Source organism: Streptomyces sp. NPDC059787 (assembly GCF_042732315.1).
Lineage (GTDB): Bacteria > Actinomycetota > Actinomycetes > Streptomycetales > Streptomycetaceae > Streptomyces > Streptomyces atrovirens.
Map to the genome: position 1 here is coordinate 1 of NZ_JBHWHX010000075.1, position 25,066 is coordinate 25,066.

The 25,066-nt window shown below is 72.7% G+C and carries 20 protein-coding genes; 7 read left to right on the plus strand and 13 right to left on the minus strand.

The window, feature by feature from the left end:
* Nucleotides 1-322: 322 nt before the first annotated feature.
* Nucleotides 323-1,330, minus strand: a complete 1,008-nt coding sequence (locus tag ACFV5H_RS36125) for a stage II sporulation protein M (RefSeq protein ID WP_385058490.1) — start codon at nt 1,328-1,330, stop codon at nt 323-325.
* A 149-nt stretch (nt 1,331-1,479) separates the two neighbouring features.
* Between ACFV5H_RS36125 and ACFV5H_RS36130 the strand changes: the two genes are divergently transcribed.
* On the plus strand, nt 1,480-2,442 hold the full coding sequence (locus tag ACFV5H_RS36130) for an RDD family protein (RefSeq protein ID WP_385198975.1): 963 nt from the start codon (nt 1,480-1,482) through the stop codon (nt 2,440-2,442).
* Between the two features lie 20 nt (nt 2,443-2,462).
* Here ACFV5H_RS36130 and ACFV5H_RS36135 read toward each other — a convergent pair whose 3' ends face one another.
* Nucleotides 2,463-3,077: a hypothetical protein gene (locus ACFV5H_RS36135; protein WP_385058488.1), complete on the minus strand. Its 615-nt coding sequence runs from the start codon at nt 3,075-3,077 to the stop codon at nt 2,463-2,465.
* 151 nt (nt 3,078-3,228) lie between these two features.
* A complete protein-coding gene (gene ahcY / locus ACFV5H_RS36140; RefSeq protein WP_385058486.1) occupies nt 3,229-4,686 on the minus strand; it encodes an adenosylhomocysteinase in 1,458 nt (485 codons plus the stop codon).
* Between the two features lie 347 nt (nt 4,687-5,033).
* Here ahcY and lepB point away from each other — a divergent pair, with 347 nt between their 5' ends.
* Nucleotides 5,034-5,708 carry a signal peptidase I gene (lepB, locus tag ACFV5H_RS36145; RefSeq protein ID WP_385058484.1) on the plus strand — a complete coding sequence of 225 codons (675 nt, stop codon included), beginning with the start codon at nt 5,034-5,036 and terminating at the stop codon, nt 5,706-5,708.
* Nucleotides 5,709-5,803: 95 nt separating this feature from the next.
* Here lepB and ACFV5H_RS36150 read toward each other — a convergent pair whose 3' ends face one another.
* From ACFV5H_RS36150 to ACFV5H_RS36180, 7 genes are all read right to left on the minus strand, one after another.
* Nucleotides 5,804-6,784: a cation diffusion facilitator family transporter gene (locus ACFV5H_RS36150; protein ID WP_385058482.1), complete on the minus strand. Its 981-nt coding sequence runs from the start codon at nt 6,782-6,784 to the stop codon at nt 5,804-5,806.
* Between the two features lie 144 nt (nt 6,785-6,928).
* Complete coding sequence (manA, locus tag ACFV5H_RS36155) at nt 6,929-8,080, minus strand: mannose-6-phosphate isomerase, class I (protein WP_385058480.1); 1,152 nt, start codon at nt 8,078-8,080, stop codon at nt 6,929-6,931.
* A gap of 112 nt (nt 8,081-8,192) precedes the next feature.
* On the minus strand, nt 8,193-9,320 hold the full coding sequence (locus tag ACFV5H_RS36160; RefSeq protein WP_385058479.1) for an SIS domain-containing protein: 1,128 nt from the start codon (nt 9,318-9,320) through the stop codon (nt 8,193-8,195).
* A gap of 93 nt (nt 9,321-9,413) precedes the next feature.
* The gene (locus ACFV5H_RS36165) at nt 9,414-9,584 is read right to left on the minus strand and encodes a Trm112 family protein (protein ID WP_385058477.1); all 171 of its coding nucleotides are present in this window, start codon (nt 9,582-9,584) and stop codon (nt 9,414-9,416) included.
* Nucleotides 9,585-9,899: 315 nt separating this feature from the next.
* The gene (locus ACFV5H_RS36170) at nt 9,900-11,267 is read right to left on the minus strand and encodes a phosphomannomutase/phosphoglucomutase (protein WP_385058475.1); all 1,368 of its coding nucleotides are present in this window, start codon (nt 11,265-11,267) and stop codon (nt 9,900-9,902) included.
* A 72-nt stretch (nt 11,268-11,339) separates the two neighbouring features.
* A complete protein-coding gene (locus tag ACFV5H_RS36175; RefSeq protein WP_385058474.1) occupies nt 11,340-12,956 on the minus strand; it encodes an L-lactate permease in 1,617 nt (538 codons plus the stop codon).
* 140 nt (nt 12,957-13,096) lie between these two features.
* On the minus strand, nt 13,097-13,519 hold the full coding sequence (locus tag ACFV5H_RS36180) for a DUF3499 domain-containing protein (RefSeq protein WP_184765947.1): 423 nt from the start codon (nt 13,517-13,519) through the stop codon (nt 13,097-13,099).
* Between the two features lie 283 nt (nt 13,520-13,802).
* Between ACFV5H_RS36180 and ACFV5H_RS36185 the strand changes: the two genes are divergently transcribed.
* On the plus strand, nt 13,803-14,258 hold the full coding sequence (locus ACFV5H_RS36185; protein WP_385058472.1) for a metallopeptidase family protein: 456 nt from the start codon (nt 13,803-13,805) through the stop codon (nt 14,256-14,258).
* A gap of 371 nt (nt 14,259-14,629) precedes the next feature.
* Here the strand turns inward: ACFV5H_RS36185 and ACFV5H_RS36190 are convergent, their stop codons facing one another.
* The 3 genes from ACFV5H_RS36190 to ACFV5H_RS36200 form a co-directional block, all read right to left on the minus strand.
* On the minus strand, nt 14,630-16,144 hold the full coding sequence (locus ACFV5H_RS36190; RefSeq protein WP_385198977.1) for a DUF5719 family protein: 1,515 nt from the start codon (nt 16,142-16,144) through the stop codon (nt 14,630-14,632).
* Nucleotides 16,141-19,812 carry a glycosyltransferase gene (locus tag ACFV5H_RS36195; RefSeq protein WP_385198979.1) on the minus strand — a complete coding sequence of 1,224 codons (3,672 nt, stop codon included), beginning with the start codon at nt 19,810-19,812 and terminating at the stop codon, nt 16,141-16,143. Before ACFV5H_RS36195 ends, ACFV5H_RS36190 begins: the two co-directional genes overlap by 4 nt.
* A gap of 237 nt (nt 19,813-20,049) precedes the next feature.
* Entirely contained in the window at nt 20,050-20,313 is a 264-nt protein-coding gene (locus tag ACFV5H_RS36200; protein ID WP_003975777.1) for a WhiB family transcriptional regulator, read from the minus strand.
* Between the two features lie 724 nt (nt 20,314-21,037).
* On the opposite strand from ACFV5H_RS36200, the gene ACFV5H_RS36205 reads away from it, so the two are divergent.
* From ACFV5H_RS36205 to ACFV5H_RS36220, 4 genes are read left to right on the plus strand one after another with little or no spacing between them, the layout of a single operon-like run.
* The gene (locus tag ACFV5H_RS36205) at nt 21,038-21,580 is read left to right on the plus strand and encodes a cysteine dioxygenase (RefSeq protein ID WP_385058229.1); all 543 of its coding nucleotides are present in this window, start codon (nt 21,038-21,040) and stop codon (nt 21,578-21,580) included.
* Between the two features lie 33 nt (nt 21,581-21,613).
* A complete protein-coding gene (cofD, locus tag ACFV5H_RS36210; RefSeq protein ID WP_385198981.1) occupies nt 21,614-22,573 on the plus strand; it encodes a 2-phospho-L-lactate transferase in 960 nt (319 codons plus the stop codon).
* Nucleotides 22,570-23,871 carry a coenzyme F420-0:L-glutamate ligase gene (locus ACFV5H_RS36215; RefSeq protein ID WP_385058225.1) on the plus strand — a complete coding sequence of 434 codons (1,302 nt, stop codon included), beginning with the start codon at nt 22,570-22,572 and terminating at the stop codon, nt 23,869-23,871. Before cofD ends, ACFV5H_RS36215 begins: the two co-directional genes overlap by 4 nt.
* A 55-nt stretch (nt 23,872-23,926) precedes the next feature.
* A complete protein-coding gene (locus ACFV5H_RS36220; RefSeq protein ID WP_385058223.1) occupies nt 23,927-24,928 on the plus strand; it encodes a DNA-3-methyladenine glycosylase family protein in 1,002 nt (333 codons plus the stop codon).
* Nucleotides 24,929-25,066 lie beyond the last annotated feature (138 nt).

The window sequence follows — 25,066 nt, forward strand, 5'->3', positions numbered from 1 at the left end:
CTTGCGTTTCCGACTCTATCAGATCTTTCCGACCCGATTTCCTCGGTGCTTTCCGGGGTTCCGCTTTCGCGTTTCCCTTTCCGGCGGTTCCGACTTTATCAGAAGTTTCGGGGCGGACTGACCGGCCTTCGTTTTCCGATTCATCGGGAGGTGCTTCTTCGAAATCAGCGTTTCGATAAGAAGCTGGTAGATGCTCACGGTCGCCTTCCGGGTCAGACCCCGTCTCCAGGCAACTGTTTGAATCTACCTCCCCGCCTGCTCCGTGTCAACGGTTCCTGCGGGGCGAAGAGGAGACTAGCAGCTCAGCGGGGTCTCACGCACATCAGGCAGCCGTGGGCACGTCGGCGCTGCGTTCGAACGCCTCCAGGTCACCGGTCTCGCCGGCGCGCGCCGCACGTCCGCCCAGGACATAGACGTAGGCCAGGAAGGCCAGCTCGGCGACGACTCCGATGGTGATACGCGCCCAGGTGGGCAGGCCCGACGGGGTGACGAAGCCTTCGATGGCGCCGGAGACGAAGAGGACCAGGGCGAGGCCGATCGCCATGGCCAGGGCTGCCCGGCCCTCCGCCGCCAAGGCTGTGCGTCGGGTGCGGGGGCCCGGGTCGATGACGGTCCAGCCGAGGCGGAGGCCGGTTCCGGCCGCGACGAAGACCGCGGTGAGTTCCAGGAGGCCGTGCGGCAGGACCAGGCCGAGGAAGGTGTCGAGACGGCCGGCGGAGGACATCAGACCGAAGCCGACGCCCAGGTTGAGCATGTTCTGGAAGAGGATCCAGAGGACCGGCAGACCCAGGAAGACACCCAGGATCAGGCAGAGGGCCGCGGCCCACGCGTTGTTCGTCCAGACCTGGGCGGCGAAGGAGGCCGCGGGGTGGCTCGAGTAGTACGTCTCGTACTGGCCGCCGGGGCGGGTGAGCTCACGCAGCTCGTCGGGAGCCGCTATGGACGCCTGTACTTCGGGGTGGGTGCCTATCCACCAGCCGAGGAGTGCCGCGACGGCTGTGGAGAGGAGTGCTGTGGGCACCCACCAGTGGCGTGACTTGTAGACGGCGGCCGGGAAGCTGTGGGACAGGAAGCGTGTGACGTCCCGCCAGGAGGCGCGGCGGGCGCCGGTCACCGCACTGCGCGCGCGTGCCACCAGTTGGCTGAGCCGGCCGGTCAACTGCGGGTCGGGGGCGGCCGACTGGATCAGGGAGAGATGGGTGGCCGTGCGCTGATAGAGGACGACGAGTTCGTCGGCCTCCGCGCCGGTGAGGCGGCGCTGGCGCCGGAGCAGGGCGTCGAGGCGGTCCCACTCCGCGCGGTGGGCGGAGACGAAGACGTCGAGGTCCATCGGTGTGCCTGCTCCTCGGCTGTTCGTCGGCGGTCGGCCTGACCGGTGGAAGGATGATCGGCTTGATCTGCTGGTCGTACCGCGGTGCGATGTGACATCAGCTTGGCAGACTGGCGGTGTTCGGGGCAGGCCAGGGAAGGGCGGCGGGCGTGAGTGAGCTGGTGACGGGCGAGGCTGTGGCGTTGGAGCTGCGCCCCGCGAGGCTGCCCAGCAGGGCGCTGGCCGTGCTGCTCGATCTGGTGGCGGCCGTGGCCGTCTATGTCGTGGTGACCATCGCTCTGGTGACTGCCACGGCCTCGTTGGACGAGGCGGCGCAGACCGCGATCTCGATCGCCTTGTTCGTCCTCGTGCTGGTCGGTGGGCCGATCCTGGTCGAGACACTCAGCCATGGGCGGTCGCTCGGGAAGATGGCCTGCGGACTGCGGGTGGTGCGGGACGACGGAGGGCCGATCCGGTTCCGGCACGCGTTGGTGCGGGGCCTGATCGGTGTGATCGAGATCCTGATGACGCTCGGGGTCGTGGCCTGCATCGCGTCCCTGGTTTCGGCGCGGGGACGGCGGCTCGGAGATGTGTTCGCGGGGACTCTCGTCGTGCGGGAGCGGGTGCCGGTCGGGCAGGCGGGGTTCGTGCCGCCGCCTCCGCCGTGGCTGGCCGGGCGTTTCTCGGGGCTCGATCTGTCGGCGGTGCCCGATGGTCTGTGGCTTGCCGTCCGGCAGTACCTGACGCGGATGGGGCAGCTCGATCCGCAGGTCGGCTGGTCGATGGCGGAGCGGCTGGCCGCGGACCTGGCCGGGCGCACGGGGGCACCGGTGCCGCCGGGGGTGCCACCTGCGGCGTATCTCGCGGCGGTGGTGCAGGAACGGCAGGCACGGGAGGCCCGGCGGGCGTTCGGACAGGGGCCGGCCGGGAGTGGTGGGCCCGTGGGTACGACCGGTCCGGCCGGCGCCTGTGCCCCGCCGGTGTATCCCGCTGCGGCCGTCGCCCCGGATGTGCGGCCGGCTGTGTATCGGCCGGCGGATCCGGGAGCCGTGGTACGTGGGGAGCGGGCCGCCCCGCCGCAGGAGGGATCGTCGGCCGACCGGCCCTCGACGGGGTTCGCCCCGCCCGCGTAGGTGCCTTCGGGAGGCGTTGGTCAGTCGAGGACCGACGGTGGTGATTCGAGGTCCTCCAGTTCGATGCCGGGAGCCGCGAGGACCACGTCCCCGGCAAGGTGCACGGAGTGCTGCTCGCCCGTGTCCAGGGCTGTGACCTGGTATTCGTCCACGGTCAGGGGGCCGTTGTCAGTGGTGTGTGCTTCTCTCTTCACCAACGCCCAGGACTGGTCCAGGGTGCGCGGGGCGAGGACCGGGTCCGTGAAGGCGACGAGGCGTACGCGGGTGGCTGATGCCGAGGGGGTGAGGCGCAGGAGGCGAGCGGTGGCGATGAGAAAGGCGGGGGACGAGCCGGTGAAGGCGTGGGCGCGCACATTGCCTTCGGTGGCGTGGGTTCCGGTGGGGTCGGTGCGGACCCAGGTGACGCCGTCGAGGGCGGCGCCGCGGACCTGCCAGCTCGCGGCGTGGAGTTCGAGGCGGATGGGGCGGCCGAGTTCGTCGAGGGCGAGGTCGACCGAGCCCAGATGATCGCCTGTGGGGGCGGTTAGCTGGGAGACGTAGCGCCAGCCGGAGGGGCCGGGGGCGCAGTGGAAGTGTTCTTCCGCGAGGGGGGTGTGATCGTGCGGATCGTGGAGCGAATAGCGGCCGCGGGGCATGGGGGTCCTGGGTCGTGACGGGCTGGGCCGGTCGCCGGTCCGCCAAAGGGGCAGGCCCCCGGCACGGGGGTGCGGGGGCCTGCCTCGGAGGACCTGCTGCCGGGGAGCGCGTCCGTGCACTGGACGCGCTCGCCGCGGCGGGAGCGTGGGCTCAGTAGCGGTAGTGGTCCGACTTGAACGGGCCCTCGACCTGCACGCCGATGTACTGGGCCTGCTCCGGGCGGAGCGTGGTCAGCTTGACGCCGAGTGCGTCGAGGTGGAGGCGGGCGACCTTCTCGTCGAGGTGCTTGGGCAGCACGTAGACGCCGGTCGGGTACTCGTCGGGCTTGGTGAACAGCTCGATCTGGGCCAGCGTCTGGTCCGCGAAGGAGTTGGACATCACGAACGACGGGTGGCCGGTGGCGTTGCCCAGGTTCAGCAGGCGGCCCTCGGAGAGGACGATGATCTTCTTGCCGTCGGGGAAGGTCCAGGTGTGGACCTGCGGCTTGATTTCGTCCTTGACGATGCCGGGGACCTTGGCGAGGCCGGCCATGTCGATCTCGTTGTCGAAGTGGCCGATGTTGCCGACGATGGCCTGGTGCTTCATCTTGGCCATGTCGGCGGCCATGATGATGTCCTTGTTGCCGGTCGTGGTGACGAAGATGTCGGCCTTGTCGACGACCTCGTCGAGCGTCGTGACCTGGTAGCCGTCCATCGCGGCCTGCAGGGCGCAGATCGGGTCGATCTCGGTGACGATCACGCGGGCGCCCTGACCGCGCAGGGACTCCGCGCAGCCCTTGCCCACGTCGCCGTAGCCGAACACGACCGCGGTCTTGCCGCCGATCAGGGTGTCGGTGGCGCGGTTGATGCCGTCGACCAGGGAGTGGCGGCAGCCGTACTTGTTGTCGAACTTCGACTTGGTGACGGCGTCGTTGACGTTGATCGCCGGGAACAGGAGGACGCCGTCGCGCTGCATCTCGTACAGGCGGTGGACGCCGGTCGTGGTCTCCTCGGTGACACCGCGGATCTCGGAGGCGAGCTGGGTCCACTTCTGCGGGCTCTCGCTCAGGGTGCGGTTGAGCAGTTCGAGGATGACGCGGTGCTCGTCGGACTCGGCGGTGTCGGGCGAGGGGGCCTTGCCGTCCTTCTCGTACTCGACGCCCTTGTGGACGAGGAGGGTGGCGTCACCGCCGTCGTCGAGGATCATGTTGGGGCCGCCGGTGGGGCTGTCCGGCCAGGTCAGCGCCTGCTCCGTGCACCACCAGTACTCCTCCAGGGTCTCGCCCTTCCAGGCGAAGACGGGGACACCCTGCGGGTTGTCGGGCGTGCCGTTCGGGCCGACGGCGATGGCGGCCGCGGCGTGGTCCTGGGTGGAGAAGATGTTGCAGGACGCCCAGCGGACCCGGGCGCCGAGGGCGACCAGGGTCTCGATGAGGACGGCGGTCTGCACGGTCATGTGCAGGGAGCCGGTGACGCGGGCGCCGGCCAGGGGCTGGGCGTCGGCGTACTCCTTGCGGATCGCCATCAGGCCGGGCATCTCGTGCTCGGCGAGGGTGATCTCCTTGCGGCCGAACTCGGCCAGGGAGAGGTCGGCGACCTTGAAGTCCTGTCGGTTGTCGACAGTCGTCATTGCGAGCTGCTCCTCGGGGTGTGGGTCGAGGTGGGTACGGCTGGTCTGCGCGGCGGCGGACACAGGGGTGCCCTGGGGAGGACACAGGCATGCCCGCGTGCGCGCAGCGCAGTCCGTCGGAGGCCCTCTCTCCCTCGGCCGGTCCGCGGGGGGACCGCCCGACCGCCATCAGCAGCGACGTCTGGCTCCGTCCCAAGCTACACCGCCGGGCCCGGCCGACCCCAGTCCGCCCGCGTACACATCAGGCCGATCTGGCGGGCACCCCGTCCCCGGTCCCCGGCGGCCGTCGCCGGGCGGACCGCTAGCCTCACCCCGCGCGGGTGGTCCGTGCGGGGAGGGGTTCGGGCATGGACACCGGGCGGGGAATGCTGGTCACGGGGTGGGTGATGCTCGCGGCGGGGCTGCTGTCGGTGGTGGCGTCCCTGGGGGCGCTGCGGCTGAACTACGGGACGGCCGCTGTGCGGGGCGAAAGCATGACGCCGACGTACCGGCTCGGTGAGGACGTCCTCTACGCGCGCGTGGACGGGGACGAGGTGCGGCACGGTGACGTGGTGCTGTTCTCGGTGCCCGACCGCTATCCGGGAGGAGGGCTCGTCATGCAGCGGGTCATCGGGGTGGGCGGTGACCGGATCGTGTGCTGCGAGGGCGAGGGGTCCGCGCGACGGCTCACGGTGAACGGCAGGGCGTTCGAGGAGCCGTACGTCAAGGACGGGGACGCCAACGGCCCTTTTCCGCAGCGGTACGACGTCCGGGTGCCGCAGGGGCGGCTGTTCCTGCTGGGCGACCACCGTCTGAACTCGCGGGACTCCCGCTTCTTCGCCGACGACCACGGCGGCACGGTGCCCGTGGAGGCGGTGCGGGGCCGGGTGACGGAGGACCGCCTGGGTGTGGTGCTGCTCGCCGGGGCCACGCTGTTCGGGCTGCTGCTGGCGCTCGCGGGCCTGTTCTGTGCGCTCGCGGGGCGGACCAGGCGGCGCCGGCCGGCGGAGTTCGACACGGAGTTGTGGCCCGCGCACTTCTGAGGCGCGGGGCCGCCCCGGACGACGGAGGGGCCCGCCGGTGTGATGTGGCGGGCCCCTCCGTCATGGGGTCCTGCGGGTCCCGGTGGGGCCGGGACTCAGTGAGCGGTGTCGTGGGAGCCGGGGCCGCCGGGGGTGGCCTCGGGGTCGGCGCCCTTGGCGGCCTCGGCCTCGCTGTAGATGTCGGGCTCGAGGTAGATCACGCGGGCGATCGGGACGGCCTCGCGGATGCGGGACTCGGCGGCGTCGATGGCGGAGGCGATCTCGGTGGCCGTGTCGTCGTGCCGGACGGCGATCTTCGCGGCGACCAGCAGCTCCTCGGGACCGATGTGGAGGGTGCGCATGTGGATGATGCGGGTGACGGTGTCGCCGTCGACGACGGCGGCCTCGATCTTCTGGGTCGCCTCGGGGCCCGCGGCCTCACCGAGCAGCAGCGACTTCGTCTCGACGGCGAGGACCAGGGCGATCAGGATGAGCAGGACGCCGATGCAGAGGGTGCCGATGCCGTCCCAGACGCTGTCGCCGGTGGCCAGGGCGAGGCCGACACCGCCGAGGGCGAGGATCAGGCCGACGAGTGCGCCGAGGTCCTCCAGGAGGACGACCGGCAGCTCGGGCGCCTTGGCGCGGCGCACGAACTCCTTCCAGGAGTGTTCACCACGCAGGGGGTTGGACTCCTTGATGGCGGTGCGGAAGGAGAAGCCCTCGGCGATGATCGCGAAGACGAGGACGCCGACCGGCCAGTACCAGTGCTCCAGCTCGTGCGGGTGCTTGATCTTCTCGTAGCCCTCGTAGATGGCGAACATGCCGCCGACCGAGAAGAGCACGATGGAGACGAGGAAGGCGTAGATGTAGCGCTCGCGGCCGTAGCCGAAGGGGTGCTGCGGGGTCGCCTGGCGCTGGGCTCTCTTGCCGCCCACCAGCAGCAGCCCCTGGTTGCCGGAGTCTGCGAGCGAGTGCACGGACTCGGCGAGCATCGACGAGGAGCCACTGAAGAGGAACGCCACGAACTTCGCTACCGCGATCGCGAGGTTGGCGGCGAGTGCCGCCACGATCGCCTTGGTGCCGCCTGACGCGCTCATGTGTTCGCGTTGTCCCTTCGTACGCCGTGTGGGGCCCGGGCAGGCGTGTGCGTACGCCGCCCGGGACTTTGCCCGTCCTTTGACGGTGGGCCATTGTTGCAGCCCGGTTCGGCGACGGCGTGTCAGGTCGCCGTCACGGGGTGATCAGGCGACGACGGTGGCCCTGAACAGGGTTCCGGTGCCGGACACTTCGGCCTTTTCGCCCGAAGGGACGAACACGGATGTGCCCGGGGTCAGTTCGTGCTCGCCCGTCCGTACGGAGCCGGCGGTGCAGAGCAGGATCTGCGGGGTGGTCAGGGTGAGGTCGTGGGTGGCGCCGCCCGCGGGGAGGACGTAGCGGGAGAGGCGGAACTCGTCGATGGGGGTCTCGTAGACCTCCTCGCCGTCCGGGCCGGCCTCCGGGCGCAGTACGCCGGGGTCGCCGGCCTCGAAGCGGACGATGCGCAGGAGTTCGGGGACGTCGACGTGCTTGGGGGTCAGGCCGCAGCGCAGGACGTTGTCGGAGTTGGCCATGATCTCGACGCCGAGGCCGTCGAGGTAGGCGTGCGGGACGCCGGCGCCGAGGAAGAGGGCCTCGCCGGGCTGGAGCCGGACGTGGTTGAGGAGCATCGCGGCGATGACTCCGGGGTCGCCCGGGTAGTGGTGGGCGATGTCGGCGTACGGGGCGTAGGCGCCGCCGAGGCGGTCGCAGGCGGCGGCCGTCTCCGTGACGGTGCGGGTCATCTCCTCGGGGTCGGCGGTGAGGATCGCGGTGAGGACCTCGCGCAGGGCCGCCTCCTCGGGGTGGGCGTGCAGCAGGTCGACGTACGGCTTGAGGGAGTCGACGCCGAGGCCGTCGAGGAGCGCGGCGGCGCGCTGCGGGTCGCGGAAGCCGCACAGGCCGTCGAACTCGGTGAGGGCGCAGATCAGTTCGGGCTTGTGGTTGGCGTCCTTGTAGTTGCGGTGCGGGGCGGTCACGGGGACGCCGCGGCGCTCCTCGTCCGCGTAGCCCTCCTTCGCCTGGGTCAGGTCGGGGTGGACCTGGAGGGAGAGCGGGGCTCCGGCGGCGAGGAGTTTGAGCAGGAAGGGCAGGCGGGGGCCGAACCTGGCGACCGAGTCCGGGCCGAGTTCCCGCTCCGGGTCGGCGTCGATGACCTCGACGAGCGTGCCCCGGCCGGTGCGCGAGGGTGCGCCGGGGTGGGCGCCCATCCACATCTCCGCCTGCGGCTCGCCGGTCGGTTCGGTGCCGAGCAGCCGCGGGAGGGCGGTGGTGGAACCCCAGGCGTAGGGGCGGATGGTGTTGTCGAGGCGGTCCATGGGGTTCTCTGCGTTCCTTCTGCCGGTTCTCGTGCGGGCGCGCGGTGTCGGTGCGTGTCGTGCTTGTCGTGCGTCCGCGCGGAGGGAGGGTCTCAGGGGGTCCCGGGCATGATCAGGCTCTCGAGGCGAGCGCCAGGTAAACGGCGGCGAAATCCGTGACGGCGATCAGTTCCGCGAGGGTCTCCAACTCGCCGCCCGCCTCCGGTTCCAGCTCGCTGATCGGCGTGTCGTGGGTGAGCGCCAGGTCACGGGCGGCGGGGGCGGCGGTGAGGCCGCCGATGGGGCGGTCGCGGAGCAGCACCACGCGCGCGTGCAGGGCGGGTGCTTCCTCCACGCGGTCGCGGAAGAAGTCGTCCGGGTCCGCGCCTGCGGCGAGCCGGCCGGCCAGCAGGGCACTGTGCGCAGCGAGCGCCTCGGGGAGTTCGGCGACGACGGCGGGGGTGCCGGACAGTTCGGCGAGCGCGGCGGCGAACCGGCGGCCGGCCGGGCCCGCCGAGACGCCCTCGGTCCATACGACGGGCAGCGCCTCGGCGAGTTCGGCGGCCAGGGTCTTGGCGGGGTTGCTGTACGTCGCGATGGCCGGACCGCAGCGTTCGGCGATGCCGTCGAGGCGGTCGGCGATCTTCTCCAGGGCCTCGGGCGGGGCGGTGAGCAGGCCGGTGCGGTCCAGGAGCGCGAGCAGCGGGGTGAGCAGCGCCCACAGGACGCCGGGGGCGGAGGCGGCGAGGGGTTCGTCCTGGTCGTAGGGCGCGGTGGCCATGGGGACGAACAGGCCGTGGGAGCCGCCGACCGCCTCGGCGAGCGGGCTGCCGGCGGGGGCCACGGCGACGACGGTGCAGCCGCGGCGGTAGGCCTGCTCGGCGAGCAGGGACAGGCCCGGTTCGGTGCCGTCGGGGGTGGCGATGAGGAGCAGGTCCACGGAGCCGGCCCAGCCGGGCAGTTCCCAGCGCAGGGCGCCTGGCGCGGGGGCGACGCCGGTGGGCGCGAGGCGGGTGACGGGGCTGCCGGCGCCGGCCAGGGTGCCGAGGAGGTCGGCGGTCTGGGTGGCGGCGGCGCCGGGGCCTGCGATGAGGACGGCGCGGGGGCGGCCGTCGGGTTTGAGGTTGTTGACGCCGGCCTCGGCGGCGTGCCGCGCGGCGGTGCGGACGCGGGCACCGGCTTCGGCGGCGCCGCGGAGCAGGGCGCGGCGGTCGGCCTCGGCGAGGCCCTCCGGTGAGTCGAGCAGCGATTCGTCGAGCATGGGCGGCGGGCTCCGGTCTCCGGTCGGCGGGGCGTCGTCGGTGCGGTGCGGTGGGCGTTGCGCCTTGTGGTTGCGCCTTGCGCCTCGTACCGGTTACTCGGGGCGGCGGGCCTCGTCCACGAGGAGTACGGGGATGTCGTCTCGGACGGGGTAGGCCAGGCCGCAGCTCTCGCCGGTGCAGATCAGTTCGGTTTCCTGCTCTTTGAGGGGGGAGTGGCAGGCGGGGCAGGCGAGGATTTCCAGGAGGCCGGCTTCGAGTGGCATGGGCGTTTCCTTCGGTGGGTGGATGTGCTGGTCAGGTTACCGCCGGTGGGGGTGGGCGGGGTTGTGCGGTGCCCGGTGCGGGAGCGGGTCGCGCGGCCCAGCGCGGTACGGGGTGCCCCGTGCTGGTGTGGGCCGGGGGGTGTTCGCGCTGCCCGGCGCTTGCGGGGTGCCGTCGCGCCCACCCGTGCCGCCCCAGCGGCACGACTGCCCGCGGAGAGCGGGGATGACGGCACGACTGCCCGCGGAACGCGGAACGCGGAACGCGGAACGCCGAACGCCGAACGCCGAACGCGGGTAATTGTCTGCGGCTGGGGGTTATGACCTGATGATGGTCAGGGCCTCGTCTCGGATTCTGGTCATCGTCGTCTCGTCCCGTGCCTCTGCGTTCAGGCGGAGGAGAGGTTCGGTGTTGGAGGGGCGGACGTTGAACCACCAGTCGGGGGCGGTGACGGTGAGGCCGTCCAGGTCGTCCAGGGTGATGCCGTCGCGGCCCTCGTACGCGGCCCTGATCGCGGCGAGGCGGGCGGTCTGGTCGTCGACCGTGGAGTTGATCTCGCCGGAGCCGGCGTAGCGGTCGTACTGGGCGACCAGGGCCGACAGGGTGCCCTGCTGGCCGCCGAGGGCGGCGAGGACGTGCAGGGCGGCCAGCATGCCCGTGTCGGCGTTCCAGAAGTCGCGGAAGTAGTAGTGCGCGGAGTGTTCGCCGCCGAAGATCGCGCCGGTCCTGGCCATCTCGGCCTTGATGAAGGAGTGGCCCACGCGGGTGCGCTCGGGGGTGCCGCCGTTCTCCCGTACGACCTCGGGGACCGACCAGGACGTGATCAGGTTGTGGATGACCGTGCCCTTGCCGCCGTTGCGGGCGAGTTCGCGGGAGGCGACCAGGGCGGTGATCGCGGACGGGGAGACCGGCTCGCCCCGCTCGTCGACGACGAAGCAGCGGTCGGCGTCGCCGTCGAAGGCGAGGCCGAGGTCGGCGCCCTCCTCGCGGACCCGCTTCCGCAGGTCGACGAGGTTGGCCGGGTCGAGGGGGTTGGCCTCGTGGTTGGGGAAGGTGCCGTCGAGTTCGAAGTACATCGGGACGAGGGTGAGCGGCAGGCCGGCGAAGACCGTCGGGACGGTGTGCCCGCCCATGCCGTTGCCCGCGTCGACGACGACCTTCAGGGGGCGGATCGAGGTCAGGTCGACGAGCGAGCGCAGGTGTGCCGCGTAGTCGTCCAACGTGTCGCGCCGGGTGATCGTTCCCCGGGTGCCGGTCGTCGGTTCCGGGGCGCCCGAGGCGCTCCACCGCTCGACGAGTTCCCGGATCTCCGTCAGGCCCGTGTCCTGGCCGACCGGCGCCGCGCCCGCGCGGCACAGCTTGATGCCGTTGTACCGCGCCGGGTTGTGCGAGGCCGTGAACATCGCGCCGGGGAGGTTCAGGGCGCCCGAGGCGTAGTAGAGCTGGTCCGTGGAGCACAGGCCGATCTCGGTGACGTCGGCGCCCCGGGCCGCCGCGCCTCGCGCGAAGGCGCCGGACAGGCCGGGGGACGACGGCCGCATGTCGTGACCGGTGACGACGGCACTCGCGCCGGTCACCCGGACGAAGGCGGCGCCGAAGAGCTCGGCGAGGGCCTCGTCCCACTGGTCGGGGACGACTCCGCGCACGTCGTACGCCTTCACGATCTGCGACAGATCAGCAGCCACGGCCAGCCCTTCCGGAAGTCCTGTCGGTCACCACAAACTACCCGCAGAGGGTGACACGGACGTCGTGGAGGCTCAGGGCAGCATCCAGCCGAGCGCCGCCGTGCTCTGGCCCACCATGATCAGGCACATCACGAGCAGCAGGCCGAGGCTCCAGGGCAGCACCTTGCGCAGCAGGTCGCCCTCGCGGCCCGCCAGTCCGACGGCCGCGCAGGCGATGGTGAGGTTCTGCGGCGAGATCATCTTGCCGAGGACACCGCCGGAGCTGTTGGCGGCGGCGAGCAGTTCGGGCGAGAGCCCGGACTGCTGGGCGGCGGTCACCTGGAGGGCGCCGAAGAGGGCGTTGGAGGAGGTGTCCGAGCCGGAGACGGCGACGCCGAACCAGCCGAGGACCGGGGACAGGAAGGCGAGGCCGGCGCCTGCCGCCGCGACGAAGTGGCCGATCGTCGCCGCCTGGCCCGAGAGGTTCATGACATAGGCCAGGGCCAGGACGGACGTCACCGTGAGGATCGCGAACCGCAGTTCGTGGACCGTCGCCAGCCACTCCTTGACCGCCACGCGCGCGTGCACCCCGATCACCGCCGCCGTGAACACTCCGGCGATCAGCACGAGGGTGCCGCCGGTGGAGACGATCGGCCAGGTGAACACGTTGCCGCCGACGGGGTCGCCGTCCGGGTTCGCGACGTCGAGGAAGGGCCAGTCGTACGTCCGGGTGGCGCCGGCCAGCCAGTCCTTCACGGCCGGGATCTGGGCGACGGAGAAGATCACCACGATGAGCGCGTACGGGGCGTAGGCGCGTACCACCTCTCCGCGCGGGTCCTCCTCGTCCAGTTCCTCGCTGCGCGCGCCGGTCAGCACGGAGGTCCGTACCGCCTCGGTGGCGGGCACGCGCGCGTACGGTACGGCGACCAGGGCGCCCGCGCCGGCCAGGGCGGCGCCGATGTCGGCGAGCTGCGCGGAGACGTGGTTGGAGGCGACGAACTGGGCCACGGCGAAGGCGGCTCCGCAGACCAGTGCGGGGATCCAGGTCTCGCGCAGGCCGCGGCGTCCGTCCACCAGCCAGACGAGCACGAGCGGCACCAGGAGGGCGAGCAGCGGGGTCTGGCGGCCGACGACGGACGCCACGGAGTCCAGCGGCAGGCCGGTGACCTGGGCGAGGGTGACGACGGGGGTGCCCATCGCGCCGAACGCCACCGGCGCGGTGTTGGCGACCAGCGCGACCACGGCGGCGCGTACGGGGTCGAAGCCCAGGGCCACCAGCATCACGGCGGAGATCGCGACGGGGGCGCCGAACCCGGCGAGGGCCTCCAGCAGGGCGCCGAAGCAGAACGCGATGACGAGTGCCTGGATGCGGGGGTCGTCGGAGAGGCGGCCGAAGGAGCGGCGGAGGATGTCGAAGTGGCGGGTGCGGACGGTCATCCGGTAGACCCACAGGGCGTTGACGACGATCCACATGATGGGGAAGACGCCGAAGACGGCGCCCTGGACGCCGCTGGAGAGCGTCTGGCCCAGTGGCATGCCGTACGCCAGGCAGGCCACCAGTACGGCTGCCAGCAGGCCGGTCAGGCCCGCGAGGTGCGCCTTCATCCGGACGCCGCCGAGCAGGACCAGGACGATCACGAGCGGCAGGGCCGCCACCAGGGCGGAGAGGCCGAGCGAGCCGGCGACGGGTTCCAGTTCCTGGACGTACACGGGCGCCTCCCGGATTCCGCCATGCGAAAGCGATTTCTCGCCGGGTACCAACGGAATGGTCGTGTCCGCGACAAGGGGGCGTCAATGGGCGTGCGGAGGTTTATGCGGCGCCTGGGGCATAGGGAGGGAGATCGCCCCGGTCAGTTGTCCGGGGAGCGGAGTACGCGCAGGTGGCCGCGGCGCGCGACCTCCATGGGGTCCGCGGTGCGGGAACCGCCGCCCGCCCCCGCCGCCCGCTCCTGCGGACGGGCCGCCTCGCGCACCGCGTTCGCAAGCGCTTCCAGGTCGTCTCCGCTGGGCTGGGCCGGGGCCGAGCCGTCGAGCAGGCGGACGACCTCCCAGCCGCGCGGTGCGGTGAGGCGCTCGGAGTGTTCCGCGCACAGGTCGTAGCAGTGGGGTTCGGCGTAGGTGGCGAGGGGGCCGAGGACCGCGGTCGAGTCGGCGTAGACGTACGTCAGCGTCGCGACGGCGGGACGGCCGCAGGCGGTGCGCGAACAGCGACGTACAGGGCTCACGACGTTGGACGGTACCGCACTCTTGAGCGGGCCGCGACGACTCTCCACCAGGTCACCCCACCGTGTCGCGGCACGAAACGCCCCACATGCCCCTTTGGGGGCACCTTGCTGACCTGGTTCGACGTGAGGGTTCGGGGGGTTCGACGGTACTGATTCCGGTCACCAATTGGCACAAACACTGTCGATTGCCTTGAGGTGATCGGTCTCGGAGAGATACGGAATCGAGCCCAACCTTGGCTGGAATGGTCATGTTGTGACATGCCGTGCGGGTCGGCCGGAAGGCGTGCGGTGATCGGGCGGGGTGGCGACGTGGCGACTACGCTTCGCAGTGATGGACAGCTCCGTGACGCCCCGTGCCGCCGGCCCCGGCCCCGCCCCCGGGCCCCGACGCCGTGATCGCCACGGCCGGGGCATGCGCGGCCCGATCGCGCCTCCGCAGGTGCCGCTCGCCGCGAGCCGTGCGGAGACGTTCGCGGATCTCGTGCAGGACTCCGTGGAGCGGCTGGAGCGGCGGTGGCCGCAGTTGGCCGACGTCGATTTCCTGGTGCTGGATGTGCCGCGGCCGGGCGGGGGGGCCTGGAGTGATGAGGCGGTGCCGCTGGGTGGGACCGTGGCTGCTCGTGACGGGCGGCCGGCGCGGGTGGTGGTCTATCGGCGGCCGGTGGAGATCCGCACCAAGGGGCGGGACGAGCGGGCGGCTCTTGTGCACGAGGTTGTGGTCGAGCAGGTGGCGGAGGTGTTGGGGCTGACGCCGGAGACGGTGGATCCCCGGTACGGGGAGGACTGACGCCGTGTGTGGGCGCCGGGTGGGCGGCGCCTCATGGGGTGGCCCGCGTGGGTGGGGGCCGGGGGTTGGTCTGTGCGGCCCTGCGCTGTACGGGGTGCCCCGCGTGGGTGCGGGCCGGGGGGTGTTCGCGCTGCCCGGCGCTTGCGGGGTGCCGTCGCGCCCACCCGTGCCGCCCCAGCGGCACGACTGCCCGCGGAGGACGGAGGGAGCGGCAGCGACTGCCCGCGGAGGACGCGGGGCATGCGGCGCGGCTGCCCGCGGAGGGCGGGAGCGGCAGCCGCATACGGCGGGGCGGGCCCGGTTCGGGTCCGCCCCGGTTCGGGGCTCAGGTCCGCCCCGGTTCGCAGCTCGGGTCCGTCCCCGGTTCGGGGTCAGTTCTGCAGGATTGACAGGTCCTCGTTCGACTGGGGTACCGAGACCATCCCCCGGTCGTCCGGGAGGGGCTGGACCGTGAAGAACGGGACGCCGTTCTTCGTCGTGGTCAGTGTTCGGGACGCGTGGACCGGTGTGTCCGACTGGGGTTCCACCGTGAGGGCGTAGGTGCCCTTCGATCCGGCCGGGGCCGGTGCCTCGATGTCCTGCGTCGTGCCCGACTTGATCGTGTACGTCTTCGAGGTCTCCGTACCGCCCTCGGTGCCCGCCGAGGCCGTGACCTTGATCTTCGCCGTGCCCCCGGGAGCCGTCACCGAGAGCGTCGTGCCCTTGGCCGTGTTGTCCACGGACGTCGCGCGCGTGCCGACCGGTCGCGCCGCCGGGATGAAGGCCGACTCCTGGTTGTCGCCCTTGCCGCGCAGCACCCGTACCGCCGCCACGACCGGGACGGAGTCGTCCGCCGCCGTCAGGACCAGGGAGCCCGCCTCGCCGCGCGTGATGTCCTCCAGGTCGACGGCCGCCGTCATGCCGCCCTTCACGTGGAGGGTGTCGTGGCCGGCCGGGGTGATCAGGCCGGAGGGGGAGGCGAGGCGCACCTTCAGGTCGACGTCGGCGTCACCGGAGGTGAAGGCGACCAGGCGTACGGCGGTGGCGTCCTTCGGGATGCCGGGCAGGACCAGGCTGCCGGACGGGTCGGCCGACGCGGACAGCCAGTCGCCGCCCAGCTTGGCGTCCAAGGCCTGTACGGCGGCGCCGACCCGGCCGCTGCGGACCACCACGTGCACGGTCACATCGGTCTGCTTCTCGTCGGTGAGCGTCGAGAGCAGGACCGGCTCGGCGGAGTGCGGCTGGACCGTGATGCCCTCCCCCACCGTCGTCTCGAGGGCCCCGTCCTTGCCGTAGAGCTCGATGTCCACGACCGCCGCCGAGTCGTCGGGGTTGGTCAGATGGACGTAGTCGGTGCGGTCGGCGTCGGTGCTCGCGCCGGGGAACCAGAACTCCGTGTCCGGGGCCGTGCAGGTGACGCCGTGCATGCCCCGGCCCGTGCCCGCGGTGACCGTGGTCGTCTCCTGCACGGTCCAGCCCGGCGCGAAGCGGCCCTCGGCGGTGCCGAGGAGGGCGGGGGACTCTCCGCCGGTCGTCTCCCCGGTGACCGGCTTGCCGGGCTCCTCGGGCTCCAGTACGGGCTTCTCGGACTTGGCGTCCTTGTCGTCCTCGGAGTCGTCCTCGGACTTCGACTCGTCCTGCTTCTGTTCCGTGGCCGCCCGGAGTTCGGCCCCGCCCTCCTTCTCCGTGCCCTTCGTGACCGGGGTGAAGGACGTGTACGTCGTCTCGGCCAGGTCGGAGGAGCTGGGAGAGGGGCACACCAGGCTCGTGCGCTCCACGGGGAGGTGGGCCGCCGCCTCCGCCGTCCCGTCCGTGGCCTTGGCGTCCGGTGAGGACACCGCGGCGAAGCCGGTGACGGCGGCGAGCGCGGTCACGCCCGCGATCAGGGACAGGGTGGTGCGGTTCACTGCTGGCTCCCGTCGGGACGCTCACTGCCCGTGCCGTGGGGGTCGTACGACGTGTCGTAGCCCTGCGTGTAGGTCTGGTCGTAGCCCTGGGTGTAGGTCTGGTCGTACGGCGCCTGCTGGGTGCCGTAGGCGTACGGGTCGTACTCGCCGCCCTGGGGGTAGGCCTCCGCCGGGTAGGTCCCGCCGTAGGCGTCCGCCGGGTACTGCTGGTACTGCTGCTCGTCCGGGTAGGCGTTCGGGTACTGCGCCGCCGCGTCCCAGTCGCCGTGGTCGGGCTGTTGCGGGACGGGGGCGGGGGGCTGCCCGGGCGGGGCGGGGAAGTCCTCGTCGGCGCCCGGTTCTCCGGTGCCGGACTCCGCCGCGGCCTCCGCCTCCGCCTCCGCCTCGGCCTGGGCGCGCAGGCGGCGGGCGCGGCGGCCCTCGCCGGCCATCGCCTCGGCGGGGACGGCCGGTTCCTCGGGCAGGTCGTCGTCGATGTCGCGGCGGCGGCCGGGCAGGGCCATGACGACGAGGACGACGGCGAGCAGACCCTGGGCCCACAGCCAGGCGGTGTGGGTGACCGGGTCGTCGTAGGTGACGTCCAGCGTGCCGCCGGAGGCGGGGAGTTCGAAGCCCTGGGCCCAGCCGTCGACCGTCGTACGGGTCAGCGGCTTGCCGTCCAGAGTGGCGGTCCAGCCCTCGGCGGCGGTGTCGGCGAGGCGCAGGACGCGGCCCTCGGCACCGTCCGGGATCTTGGTGTGGATCTCGACCGGGCCTGCCGCCACGGGCACGGGCTCGTCGTCGCCGTCCTTGGCGGGGACGATGCTCGCGCGGGCGACCTGCCGGTCCACCCGCCACAGCGCGCCGCCCGCCTGCTGGCTGAGCCGGGACAGGCCGGGGGTGGCGTCCAGGACGCGGGTGACCTCGCGCGGTGCGCCCGGGTGGACGAGGACGTAGCGGACGGCGAAGCCGCCGAGCTGGTCGGCCTGGTCCGCGCCGGAGCCGGCGACGAGGTTGGCGACGACCTTGTCGAGCCCGGTGTTCTCGCCGTCCACCGCGGCGATCTCCGCGTCGCCCATGCGGGCGCCGGAGCCGCGGACCAGGACGTAGCCGACCTGTGCGGTGGAGTCGCTGTCGAGGACGAGGGTGCGGGCCTGGTCGCGGGTGCCGCTCTCCTCGGCGACGAACGCGGGCACCTGGACGGGGGAGTCGCGCCGCTCCACGGGCCCGTCGGCGCCGCGGATCATCCAGCCGGCGACGGCGACCAGCGGACCGATCGCGCAGGCGAGGGCGATCAGCGCGGCGACCGGCTGGCGCCAGCCGAAGCTCTGCTCCGCGACACGCGCGCGTGCCCCGTCGGCGCCGAGCGTGGCGGCGGCCAGGACGGCGATGCCGTAGACGAGGGTCGCGGGGCCCGCCCAGGCGGAGTTGTTGGACAGGACCGCGAAGACGAGGCCCACCAGGGCCGCCGCCCACGCGGTGAGGATCGCCGTCCGGCGCTCGGAGCGGAGCAGGGCCGCGAGCGCGGCGAGCACCAGGCCGATGAGCAGCAGGCCGCCGACGGTGCCGGGGCCGCCCGGGCTCGCGCCGAGCAGGTCGAGGGCGGAGGCGGCGGAGGGGCCGTACTCCAGACCCGCTTCCCGGAAGAAGCCGAACGGGAGGAGGGAGAGCGACCACGGGGCGAGAACCAGCAGGGGGGTGCCCAGCTGGGCCAGGAAGCGGAGTCCGTAGGCCGGGATCTCGGTCCTGCGCAGGGCCAGCACGCCGACGCCGAGGACCAGGGCGACGGGCCACACGATCGGGGTGAACGCCGTGGCGATCGTCAGCAGCAGGGCGTATGCCCAGGTGGCGCGCCAACTGCCGCGGGTGCCCTCCGGGTTCGCCAGGCCGCTCGCCGCGATGCCCGCGCGGGCGATCAGCGGCAGCAGTACGGCGAGTACGGCGGTGCCGATGCGGCCGCCGGCCAGGGCGCCGGTCGCGGCGGGCAGGAAGGCGTAGGCGACGGCCGCCCACGCGCGCAGCAGCCGGGACTCGACGAGCGGGCGGGAGGCGAAGTACGCGGTGAGGCCGGCCAGCGGTACCGAGCAGACCAGGAGGATCGTGACGGCGAGGCCGGTGGAGCCGAGCAGGAGGGAGGCGAAGGCCGCGACGATCGCCAGGTAGGGCGGTGCGGATCCGGTGCCGCCGGCGCCCACGGTGTGCCAGGCGTCGGTGTAACGGGCCCACAGCTCACCGGCGTCGGCGGGCGCGGGGAGCAGGGCGCCGCCCGCGAGCGCGCCGCCGCCGAGGAGCTGGCGGCAGGCCGCCAGGGAGACGAGCAGCAGCACCAGGAAGAGCACCGGCCCTGGCTTGCGGGCGATGCGCTTGAGGCGGGCGAACTGCTCGACCTCCAGGAAGTCGGCGTCGTCGCCGCCGGGTCCGGACTCGATGGCGCTGCCGTGGCGTCCCGCGCCGGAGGCGGCTTCGGGGTCGGAGCGGCCGACGAGGCCGCTCGCGACCTGTTCCACGGTGACGCGGACGGTCGCGCCGGGCGGCGGGAACAGCGGCCGCATCTCGCCCTTGTCGGTCTGCGGGCTGCCGCGGTGGCGCCGTCCGGCGAGGATCCGTTCGGGCCGCAGCAGGGTGCCCATGAGGCCGCGGATCTCGTCGACGGCCTGTCCGGGGGCCTTGCCGACGAGGTAGGCGAGGGTGCGGAGCAGGGTGCCGAGGACGACGCGCAGCAGCACCCAGGGCAGGGCGGCCGTACGGGCGTTGACGAGCAGGGTGTAGACGGCGCCCGCCTTGTCCACCTTGTGCGGGGAGGCTGAGGTGCGGCCCACGCAGTCGACGGTGCGGCGCTCGCGGGAGGCGGCCTCGGCGTGCCGGACGACCGCGTCGGGGGCGATCAGGACCCGGTGCCCCGCGGAGTGGGCGCGCCAGCACAGGTCGACGTCGTCGCGCATGAGGGGCAGGTGCCGGTCGAATCCGCCGAGCCGGTCGAAGACGTCACGGCGGACCAGCATGCCGGCGGTGGACACCGACAGCACGGACCGTACGTGGTCGTGCTGGCCCTGGTCCTGTTCGCGGCGGTCCAGGCCGGTCCAGCGGCGGCCGGAGTTGGCGATGGAGACGCCGACCTCGAGGAGCTGCCTGCGGTCGTACCAGCCGCGGAGCTTGGGGCCGACGACGGCCACGTCGTCACGGCCGAGCTCGTACTCGTTCTCCACGACGCGCAGCATCTGGGCCAGCGCGTCGGGTTCGGGCGCACAGTCGTCGTGCAGCAGCCACAGCCACTGCACCGGCTCCCCGTGCGGGAGTTCCGGCAGGTCGTAGGCGTCGTCGCGCCAGCTGCGGGTGACCGGGTCCCAGCCGCTCGGCCGCTTCAGGTACGGCAGGTCGTCCGGCGTGAGGTGCGGGGCGTTGCGGTTGCACTCCTCGACCGCCTGGCCGAAGCCGGTGCGCCGGGCGAGGTGCAGCACGTGGTCGTCGCCGAGGGCCTCGGTGACCAGCCGGGCGGAGTCGTCCGCGCTGCCGGTGTCGGCGCCCATGGCGAACTGGACGGGGCGCTCCTGGCCGAGCAGCCCGGCGAGCGCGTCGGGCAGCCAGCGGGCGCCGTCGTGGGAGACGAGGACCGCGGTCACCACGTGACGCGGGAACTCAGGTGAGGCAGCGAGGTCTTGCCGGGCTGCCGTGTGGCTGTGCACGGACATCGAGGTACGGGCCCCGGTTCGGTGGTCTGGGGGGAACGCCTGTGCCCGATGGGGGCAGCGGGGCGTCTCGGACGAGCGACCACACTATCGGCAGATTGAACGGGGCGGCGCGGAGCGTCTCGATGAGGGGCGACGGGCGGGCAGAACGGCCCGCCGCCTGTGGACGACCCACCCGCGACGGGCCTTGAGTGACGTATGTACGAAGTGCTGTGCGTACGGCGGTGATGTGCCGGTTCGTCAGACGGCGGCCTTCTTCAGCCGGCGGCGCTCCCGCTCGGACAGGCCGCCCCAGATGCCGAAGCGCTCGTCGTTGGCGAGGGCGTATTCGAGGCACTCGGAGCGGACCTCGCACGCGAGGCAGACCTTCTTGGCCTCCCGGGTCGAGCCGCCCTTCTCGGGGAAGAAGGACTCGGGGTCGGTCTGGGCGCACAGCGCGCGCTCCTGCCAGCCGAGCTCCTCGTCCGCGTCGTCGACCAGCAGTTGCTGCACCAGCTCGGTCATGTGCGCCCCTCGTCCGTCTTTCGCGTCCCCGTGATCCAGCCGTTACCGATTCCGGCTGAACGACACGAGTGAAATTACAAGTGTGCTGCTCCGGGCGAGTCAAGCCGAGATCTGCTATTGAGCCCCTTATTCACTCTGCGGAACCAAGGCCGAGCGGAAAGTGTTCAAATCGCCCTAAACCTTGACACGCGTACGGGACCCGTGAGGGCTTCCGACCTCACGCAGAGTCTCTACGGGAGAGACGCCCAGGGCGTCGATCCCGTTGCGACACCCACGCCGAAGCGAACCGGATCACAGTCGGATCACGGGATCGCAACGGCGTGCGGGGCGCCCCGCCGTGGGCACCATGTGTCCCGGGAAACGACTGAGCAAACCTTTCGCCTGCGAGATGAACCGGATGAGGTGAACCATGTCCCACATACCGGGTGCCGAGTTGACAGCGGAGGAGTGAACCGCTGTCCTAGTGGGCATGCTCGCGAATTCGGCACTCACCTCGACCCGCTCCGTCGGGTTCCTCGGTGCTGCCCGCGCTCGCTGTAGCTGTCTCTGTTCCGGCTGTTGAGCCCCACGCGCTCCCGCCACCGCCGAGTCCCGCGCGACTCGGCCGCTGTTTCCTTCGCTCCCACCGGGGCACCCCTCGCCGCCCGCCCGCCCGCGACCCGGGCGTGACGCGCCGCGACACCCGCACCCCCCACCGCTTCTCCGCCAAGGAACCTTCGCCTCCATGAACAGCGACAGCGACCTCCAGATCGCCGGCGACATCCTCGAAGTCCCGCACCTGCTCCAGCCCCCGCGCGAGCACCCGGCCACCGTCGCCGAGTTCGCCGGCCTGGCCCGCTCCATCGCCGCCGACCGCTCCCAGTGGGAGCACCTCGTCGAGTACGACGCCGGCAGCCGGTGGTACCACCGGCTGCGCACCGGCCCCGGCTACGAGGTGTGGCTGCTCTCCTGGGTGCCCGGCCAGGGCAGCGGGCTGCACGACCACGGCCGCTCCTCCGGCGTGCTCACCGTCCTGGACGGCACCCTGACCGAGCGCACGGAACGCGGCACGCGCGCGTTGACGGCCGGCGCACAGCGCGTGTTCGCACCCGGCTATGTGCACGAGGTCGTCAACGACGCCCTCGAACCAGCGGTCAGCCTGCACATCTACTACCCGGGCCTGACCCGGATGTCCATGCTCCCCCAGTCTCGGCTTCGCTCGACCGGGGGGACCCCCGTCGCCCCCCACCGCGAGGCGCGCACGGCACCCGGCCCGGTGACTGCCTGACGCGATGTCGTAGCCGCCTGCAAGGATGGCCCCATGCGCATTGTGGTTCTGGCAGGCGGCATCGGCGGTGCCCGTTTCCTGCGCGGTCTGAAGCGGGCCGTGCCGGACGCGGACATCACGGTCATCGGCAACACCGGGGACGACATCCACCTCTTCGGGCTGAAGGTCTGCCCGGACCTCGACACGGTGATGTACACGCTCGGCGGCGGCATCAACGAGGAGCAGGGCTGGGGGCGGACCGACGAGACCTTCCACCTCAAGGAGGAGCTCGCGGCGTACGGCGTCGGCCCGGAGTGGTTCGGGCTCGGCGACCGGGACTTCGCCACGCACATCGTGCGGACGCAGATGCTCGGCGCCGGGTTCCCGCTCAGCGCGGTGACCGAGGCGCTCTGCGACCGCTGGCAGCCCGGCGTGCGCCTCGTCCCGATGACCGACGACCGCGTGGAGACCCACGTGGCCGTCGAGCTGGACGGGGAACGCAAGGCGGTCCACTTCCAGGAGTACTGGGTGCGGCTGCGGGCCTCGGTGCCGGCCGAGGCGGTCGTGCCGGTCGGCGCGGAGCAGGCGAAGCCGGCGCCGGGTGTCCTGGAGGCGATCGCCGAGGCCGACGTGATCCTCTTCCCACCGTCCAACCCCGTGGTCTCCGTCGGCACCATCCTCGCCGTCCCCGGCATCCGGGAGGCGATCGCCGACGCGGGCGTACCGGTGGTCGGTCTGTCGCCGATCGTCGGGGACGCGCCCGTGCGCGGCATGGCCGACAAGGTGCTGGCGGCCGTCGGCGTGGAGTCCACGGCCCCGGCGGTGGCCGAGCACTACGGCTCGGGCCTGCTGGACGGCTGGCTGGTCGACACCGTCGACGCGGGCTGTGTGGAGCGTGTCGAGGCGGCCGGCATCCGCTGCCGGGCCGTACCGCTGATGATGACCGACGTCGACGCGGCCGCGCGGATGGCGCGGGAGGCGCTGACGCTGGCGGAGGAGGTGCGCGCGGTATGAGCGGCACGGGCTACCGGGTCCGGCCCGTGGCGGGCCTGCCCGAGATCCGCGAGGGCGACGACCTGGCCAAGCTGATCGCGGCCGCCGCACCGGACCTGTCCGACGGCGACGTCCTCCTCGTCACCTCGAAGATCGTCTCCAAGGCGGAGGGCCGGATCGTCGAGGCGACGGACCGGGAGGCCGCGATCGACGCGGAGACGGTGCGCGTGGTGGCCCGGCGCGGCCCCCTGCGCATCGTGGAGAACCGGCAGGGCCTGGTCATGGCCGCGGCCGGAGTCGACGCCTCCAACACCCCCGCCGGTACGGTCCTGCTGCTGCCCGAGGACCCGGACGCCTCCGCGCGGGCGATACGCGAGGGCCTGCGCGACGCCCTGGGCATCGAGGTCGGCGTGATCGTCACGGACACCTTCGGCCGCCCCTGGCGCGCGGGGCTGACGGACGTGGCGATCGGCGCGGCGGGCGTCCGCGTGCTGGACGACCTGCGCGGCGGCACCGACGCGCACGGCAACCCGCTCGGCGCCACCGTCGTCGCCACGGCCGACGAACTCGCCGCGGCGGGCGACCTGGTCAAGGGCAAGGCGTCCGGCCTCCCGGTGGCCGTGGTCCGCGGACTGCCGCACCTGGTGGCGGCCGACGACGGCGAGGGCGCGCGGGCGATGGTCCGCGGCGCGCGCGACGACATGTTCCGCCTCGGCACGTCCGAGGCGGTACGCCAGGCGGTGACCCAGCGCCGTACGGTACGGGCCTTCACGGACGAGCCGGTCGACCCCGGAGCCGTACGCCGCGCGGTGGCCGCGGCGGTCACCGCGCCGGCCCCGCACCACACCACGCCGTGGCGGTTCGTGCTGCTGGAGTCGCCCGGATCCCGCACCCGTCTCCTGGACGCCATGCGCGAGGCCTGGATCACGGACCTGCGCCGCGACGGCAGGACGGAGGAGTCGATCGCCAAGCGCGTCCGCCGCGGCGACGTCCTGCGCAACGCGCCGTACCTGGTCGTCCCCTGCCTGGTCATGGACGGTTCGCACACCTACGGAGACGCTCGGCGGGACGGCGCGGAGCGGGAGATGTTCGTGGTCGCCACGGGCGCCGGCGTGCAGAACTTCCTGGTCGCGCTGGCCGGGGAGCGGCTGGGCTCGGCATGGGTGTCGTCGACGATGTTCTGCCGCGAGGTGGTCCGCGAGGTCCTGGACCTGCCGGCGGACTGGGACCCGATGGGCGCGGTGGCGGTCGGCCACCCGGCGGAGGAGCCGCGCCCGCGGCCGGAACGGGACGCGGGCGGTTTCATCGAGGTGCGGTGAGCGTGCGCCTACCCTCATAGGGGCCCCCGCTTCACTTCCACCCCTGGGATCTCTCGTGGCAGGACGTTTCGCACCCCGTCCGACTCGTACGACGGTGCGCGGCGGGCATGTCGCCGTGCCCGGGGGGACCCCCCGCCCGGCACCGGCGCCGGCCCGCGTACGGACGTGGGTACCGGAGGGCCCCCTGGACCTCGGGCTGGTCCTCGGACCGCTGCGACGAGGGCCGGGCGATCCGACGTTCCGGGCGCTGCCGGACGGTTCCGTGTGGCGGGCCAGCCTGACGCCGGCGGGTCCGGGGACGCTCCGGGTGACGGGGCGCGGCGGGGAGATCCGGGGGGAGGCGTGGGGGCCGGGCGCCGACTGGCTCCTGGACGGACTGCCGGAGATGCTCGGCGCCGCCGACGATCCGTCCGCCTTCGTGCCCCGGCACAAGCTGCTGGCGCTGACCCGGCACCGGCGTCCGGGACTGCGGCTGACACGGACCGGACTGGTCCTGGAGTCGCTGATCCCGTCGATTCTGGAGCAGAAGGTCACGACGGGTGAGGCGTATCGGGCGTGGCGGCTGCTGGTACGGAAGTACGGGGAGCCGGCGCCCGGGCCCGCGCCGGAACGGATGTCGGTGATGCCGGCGCCGCGTACGTGGGCGTTGATTCCCTCCTGGGAGTGGCACCGGGCCGGGGTCGACAACAAGCGGGCGTCGACGATTCTGCGGGCGGTGCGGGTCGCTGCGCGGCTGGAGGAGGCGGTGGGGTTGCCCGCTGCTGAAGCGCAGGCGCGGTTGGAGCTGGTGTCGGGGATCGGGCCGTGGACGTCGGCGGAGACGGTGCAGCGGAGTCATGGGGCGGTGGATGCGGTGACCGTGGGGGATCTGCATCTGCCGGGGATCGTGGGGTGGGCGCTCGCGGGGGATCGGCATGCGGATGACGCGGTGATGCTGTCGCTGCTGGAGCCGTATGCGGGGCAGCGGCATCGGGCCGCGCGGTTGATTCTGTTGAGCGGGAGGGTGCCGGGGCGGCGGGCGCCGCGGATGCCGTACGGGGACATTGGGCGGCTTTGAGGGCTGGTCGGGCCGGTGTTCTGGGGTGTGGCCCCGCGTTGGTGCGGGGCGGGGGTGGGATGCGGCCCCGGCCGCTGTCGGGTGTGGGGCGGGGGTGTTCGCGCTGCCCGGCGCCTTCCGGGGTGCCCCGTGCTGGTA